Below are 4739 nucleotides of genomic sequence, written 5' to 3'. Positions count from 1 at the left end.
GGCCAGTTCGCTGAGGTTGCCGCGGCTGGGCGCCTTGACGAGGTCGCGGGTGGACAGCAGCTTGGCTTCCGGCGCGTTTTCGCTGAGCGGGTTGGCGTCGCCGGTCTTGGTGCCGTACTCCTCGAAGTCGCTGATCTTGAGCGCCGGCTGGCCAATCACGTTTTCCAGGCGCTGCCCGTTTTCCAGCATGAGGAACTGGGCATCGTTCAGGGTCTCGATGCGGCCGGACCGAGCGGTGGTGATGGAGCTTTTGCCTTTTTCAGTGGCGGCGATGAATACGTTGTTGCTGGAGCGTGCGCCCGCCAGGTCGCGGTCGATGAAGAACACGCGGTTGCCGCTGGAAGACTCCTGGAACTGGCCGGGGGCGATGCGGTCGATGTCGCCGCGCTGCTCGTAGCGGCTTTGCATGTCCTTGGTCTGCTGGTTGGTCCAGGGCCAGACGAACAGCGCCATTAGCGTGATCACCAGCAGCACCGGCCAGGCAAAGCGGAACAGCGGCCGCAAAAAGCCGGCCAGCCCCTGGCCGCTGGTAAACCACACCACCATTTCGCTGTCGCGGTACATGCGCGACAAGGTGCTGACCATGGCGATGAAAAGCGACAGTGTGAGGATGGTCGGCAGGCGGCCCAGCGCGGAGTAGGCCATGAAGAGCATGACGTCCTGCGGATTGATGAAACCGCGCGAGGCCTGGCCCAGTGTACGGATCAGCACGATGGTCATCACGATGGTGACCAGCACCACCAGCGTGGCGCCGAAACTGCGTGCCAGCTCTTTGCGAATCGAAGATTGGAATAACATTGACTGAATATCTGCTTTTGCTTTGKTTTATTTTTGTTTCACTTCGGTTTATCCACCAGACCCTGAATTATGGACTTTGAACTCAAAACTCTGACCCGCGCCCGTATTTGCAGCGAAAAAACCGACGCACTGCTGGTGCTCGTGCCCCAGGACACGGGGGCCGGCAGCGATCCGCTGTCGGCACTGACGGCGCTGGCCATCAAGTCCGGGGACTTCGAAGCCAAGCCGGGCAAGCTGCTGGCTGCCTACCGCGCGCCCGGCATCGCCGCCACGCGCCTGGTGCTGGCCGGGGTAGGGGATGCCAGCCCCAAAAACATCCGCACCGCCGTCGCCGCAGCCCTGGGCGCCGTGAAAAACGGCAACACGCAGCGCATCGTGCTGTGCCTGGACCTGCTGGACGCGCTGCAGGCCGAGGCCGTTCGCGCCGCCGTGACAGCCTGTGGCGATGCAACCTACGTTTACACCACCACCAAGTCCAAGGCCAGCCCCTCCAGGCTGCAGCGCGTGCTGATCGCCGTGGGCGATGCCGCGAGCGCCAAAGCGGCCAAGGCCGGCCTGGACAAAGGCGTGGCCCTGCTCAAAGGCCTGGAATTCGCCAAGGAATGGGCCAACCGGCCGTCCAACCATGCGACGCCGACCCTGCTGGCCGGTGCCGCCAGGGAGCTGGGCAAGTTGCGCAATATCAAGGTCGAAGTACTGGGCCCTAAAGAGGTCGCCAAACTGGGCATGGGCTCCTTTATGGCCGTGGCCCAGGGCACGGCCGAGCCGCTGCGTTTCATCGTGCTGCGCTACGACGGTGCGGCCAGGACCGTGGCGCCTGTGGTGCTGGTCGGCAAAGGCATTACCTTCGACACGGGCGGCATTTCCATCAAGCCTGCCGCCGAGATGGATGAGATGAAGTTCGACATGTGCGGCGCCGCCAGCGTCCTGGGCACCTTCCGGGCGCTGGCTGAACTGCAGCCTGTCCTCAATGTGGTGGGCCTGATTCCGGCCTGCGAGAACATGCCGGGCGGCCGCGCCATCAAGCCGGGCGACGTGGTCACCAGCATGAGCGGGCAGACCATCGAGATCCTGAACACCGATGCCGAGGGACGCCTGGTGCTGTGCGACGCCTTGACCTACGCCGAGCGCTTCAAGCCCAGGGCCGTGGTCGACATCGCCACGCTCACGGGCGCTTGCGTGATCGCGCTCGGCGGCGTGCGCAGCGGGATGTTTTCCACCGACGATGCCTTGGCCGGGGCGCTGGCCCAAGCAGGTGAATCCTCCATGGACCTGTGCTGGAGGATGCCGCTGGATGACGATTACGCCGAAGGCCTGAAGACCAATTTTGCCGACGTCGCCAATGTGGCCGGCCGGGCCGGCGGTGCGATCACCGCGGCCAAGTTCCTGCAACGCTTCGCGTCTAGTTTCCCCTGGGCGCACCTGGACATCGCCGGCACCGCCTGGAAAGGCGGCGCCGCCAAGGGCGCCACCGGCCGCCCCGTGCCGCTGCTGCTCGATTACCTGCTGGGCCAGGTGGCTTCCAACCGGCCCAAAGCAACTGCTAAACCCAAGGCTTCGGCAAAACCCAAGGCCGCCGCCAGAACACGGGCATGACCGAGATCGCTTTTCACTTCAATGTTCCGGACAAGCTGGCCTACAGCTGCCGGCTGCTGCGCAAGGCCTACCTGAGCGGGGCCAGCGTGGTGGTGACGGGTGAGCCGGCAATGCTGGCCGAGCTGGACCAGCTGATGTGGAGCTTTTCGCCGGCCGAGTTCGTGCCGCACTGCCGTGGTGGAGCGGCCGAGAGCACCCTGGCGGCATCGCCCGTGGTGCTGGCGGAATCGCTCCAAGCGTGCCCGCATTATGGCGTGCTGGTCAACCTGGGGCAGGGAATCCCGCCCGAGTTCGAACGCTTTGAGCGTTTCATCGAAGYGGTGGCGCAGGGCGACGAAGACCGCCTCGCCGCGCGCAGCCGCTGGAAGCATTACACCGACAGGGGTTATGCGATGAAACGGCACGACCTGGCCACGGCCGGGGAGGGTGCATGAACCGTCCACCGCCCGCGCCGCCGCGCTTTGTGCCCACGTTGACGGAGGTCGTGCGGCCCGTCGCGGCCCCCTTGCCGGCACCGAGCCCGGCCGGTGCAACGGCAGCGCCCCCGGTAGCATCCGCCGCCGCACCCATGGCCTCACTGGCGGCTTCGCCGGACTTGCAGGAGCAGATGGTGCAGCGCGTGCTGCAGCGGGTGGACCTGATGCTGGACCGGCGTTTGCGCGAGGTGGTAGGCCAGCTGATTCTTGAACACACGCAAAGCCTGGAGCCGCGCCTTCGCGAAGAAATCGAGGGCGTCGTCCGCCAGTCCGTCAGCCAGGCTTTCGCGAATGAACGCACGCCGCCGGGGGCCGGCGGATAGGTCTCGCAGGTGACTGCTTGGATCCGCGAATTTTTCCCTTGCGGCATCATCGCGGGCGCTGCTGAAACACGCGCTCACATAAGCCGATCTGCTCCCCGGGTAAACCCCCTTATCAGAAATTAACCTAGGGACGTTGCTATGGTGCGGGCCCGGAAATTGCGTTATGTTCGGCCCCGTTGAGTAAAAAAATTCGTTCTCAACCTTTAACGGTAATTTCCTAATCGGAGTGTTTTTATGCAAATGAAATTAAAACTGACAGTAGTGGCTGCCCTCGCTGCGGTGGCGGGTTTTGCTTCTGCCCAAGACGCAGTCGTCAAAATCGGCCATGTGGCACCGCTGTCCGGCTCGCAGGCCCATTACGGCAAAGACAATGAAAACGGCGTGCGTATGGCCATCGAAGACCTGAACGCGCAAAACGTGGTCATCGGCGGCAAGAAGGTCAAGTTTGAAATTGTTGCTGAAGATGACGCTGCTGATCCAAAACAGGGCACCGCAGCCGCACAAAAACTGTGCGACTCCAAAGTCGCCGGCGTGGTCGGCCACCTGAATTCCGGCACGACGATTCCTGCTTCCAAGGTTTACAACGATTGCGGCATTCCCCACGTCACGGGCGCTGCAACCAACCCCAACCTGACCAAGCCAGGCTACAAAACCACCTACCGCATCATCGCCAACGACAACGCCCTGGGCGCCGGCCTGGCTTTCTATGCCGCTGACGCACTGAAGCTGAAGAAGGTCGCCATCATCGACGACCGTACCGCTTACGGCCAAGGCGTTGCTGAAGTGTTCAAGAAGACCGCCCTGGCAAAAGGCATGACCGTCGTTGACGAACAGTTCACGACCGACAAAGCCACCGATTTCATGGCCATCCTGACCGCGGTCAAGGCCAAGGCTCCCGATGCCATCTTCTTCGGCGGCATGGACCCACAAGGCGGCCCGATGCTGCGCCAGATGGAGCAGCTCGGCATGGGCAACGTCAAGTACTTCGGCGGTGACGGCATCTGCACGGCCGAACTGGCCAAGCTGGCAGCCGGCGCCAAGACCATCAGCAATGTGGTCTGCGCTGAAGGCGGCGCTTCCCTGGCAAAAATGCCAGGCGGTGAAGCCTGGATGAAGCGTTACGAAGCCAAGTATCCGAAGCAGTTCCAGGTTTACAGCCCGTACACCTATGACGCGACCTTCGTCCTGGTTGACGCCATGAAGCGCGCCGGTTCCTGGGATCCAAAGGTCTACACCCCTGAGCTGATCAAGACCAACTTCAAGGGCGTGACCACCACCATCGCTTTTGAACCCAACGGCGAACTGAAGAACCCCGCCATCACCCTGTACGTCTACAAGGACGGCAAGAAATCCGCCCTGAACTGATCGTTCACCGCAGATAAAAAAAGCCACCGCAAGGTGGCTTTTTTTTGCCCGCTTTTTGCTGAAGCGAGAAAGCGGAAAGCCTTGCCGGCTACGGCTGAAACGAGGAATCGTGGAAACATTGCCCGCAAAAAGACAATGTGAGCAAACGAATTCTTTTTACCGAACCAGAATGGATTCAGGC

6 protein-coding genes are annotated in these 4739 nt (G+C 62.4%); 4 read left to right on the top strand and 2 right to left on the bottom strand.

All coding sequences use genetic code 11. From position 1 onward, the window contains the following. On the bottom strand, positions 1–798 hold a 798-nt coding region (gene lptF / locus AC1D0P_RS22035), incomplete at its 3' end, for an LPS export ABC transporter permease LptF (protein WP_477678696.1). A gap of 69 nt (positions 799–867) precedes the next feature. Between lptF and AC1D0P_RS22030 the strand changes: the two genes are divergently transcribed. From AC1D0P_RS22030 to AC1D0P_RS22015, 4 genes are all read left to right on the top strand, one after another. Further along, positions 868–2394, top strand: coding sequence for a leucyl aminopeptidase (locus AC1D0P_RS22030; protein ID WP_477678695.1), 1527 nt, complete (start codon positions 868–870; stop codon positions 2392–2394). Further along, on the top strand, positions 2391–2828 hold the full coding sequence (locus tag AC1D0P_RS22025; protein WP_477678694.1) for a DNA polymerase III subunit chi: 438 nt from the start codon (positions 2391–2393) through the stop codon (positions 2826–2828). The genes AC1D0P_RS22030 and AC1D0P_RS22025 overlap by 4 nt, the downstream gene beginning before the upstream one ends. Further along, positions 2825–3193, top strand: coding sequence for a hypothetical protein (locus AC1D0P_RS22020; protein WP_477678693.1), 369 nt, complete (start codon positions 2825–2827; stop codon positions 3191–3193). The genes AC1D0P_RS22025 and AC1D0P_RS22020 overlap by 4 nt, the downstream gene beginning before the upstream one ends. 234 nt (positions 3194–3427) lie before the next feature. Next, positions 3428–4558 carry a branched-chain amino acid ABC transporter substrate-binding protein gene (locus tag AC1D0P_RS22015; protein ID WP_477678692.1) on the top strand — a complete coding sequence of 377 codons (1131 nt, stop codon included), beginning with the start codon at positions 3428–3430 and terminating at the stop codon, positions 4556–4558. Here the strand turns inward: AC1D0P_RS22015 and AC1D0P_RS22010 are convergent. Then, positions 4525–4739 (bottom strand): hypothetical protein (locus AC1D0P_RS22010; RefSeq protein ID WP_477678691.1); only part of this gene is annotated, 215 nt, incomplete at its 5' end. The two genes, AC1D0P_RS22015 and AC1D0P_RS22010, sit on opposite strands and share 34 nt — an antisense overlap.

Source organism: Polaromonas sp. P1_G2 (assembly GCF_056405515.1).
The sequence above is the reverse complement of the archived record's forward strand: the minus strand, read 5'-3'. Positions and strand labels throughout refer to the sequence as shown.

Excerpts from the sequence above, each read along its gene's own strand:
- AC1D0P_RS22030 (WP_477678695.1), top strand. The coding sequence starts at position 868 with ATGGACTTTGAACTCAAAACTCTGACCCGCGCCCGTATTTGCAGCGAA.
- AC1D0P_RS22020 (WP_477678693.1), top strand. The coding sequence starts at position 2,825 with ATGAACCGTCCACCGCCCGCGCCGCCGCGCTTTGTGCCCACGTTGACG.
- AC1D0P_RS22015 (WP_477678692.1), top strand. The coding sequence starts at position 3,428 with ATGCAAATGAAATTAAAACTGACAGTAGTGGCTGCCCTCGCTGCGGTG.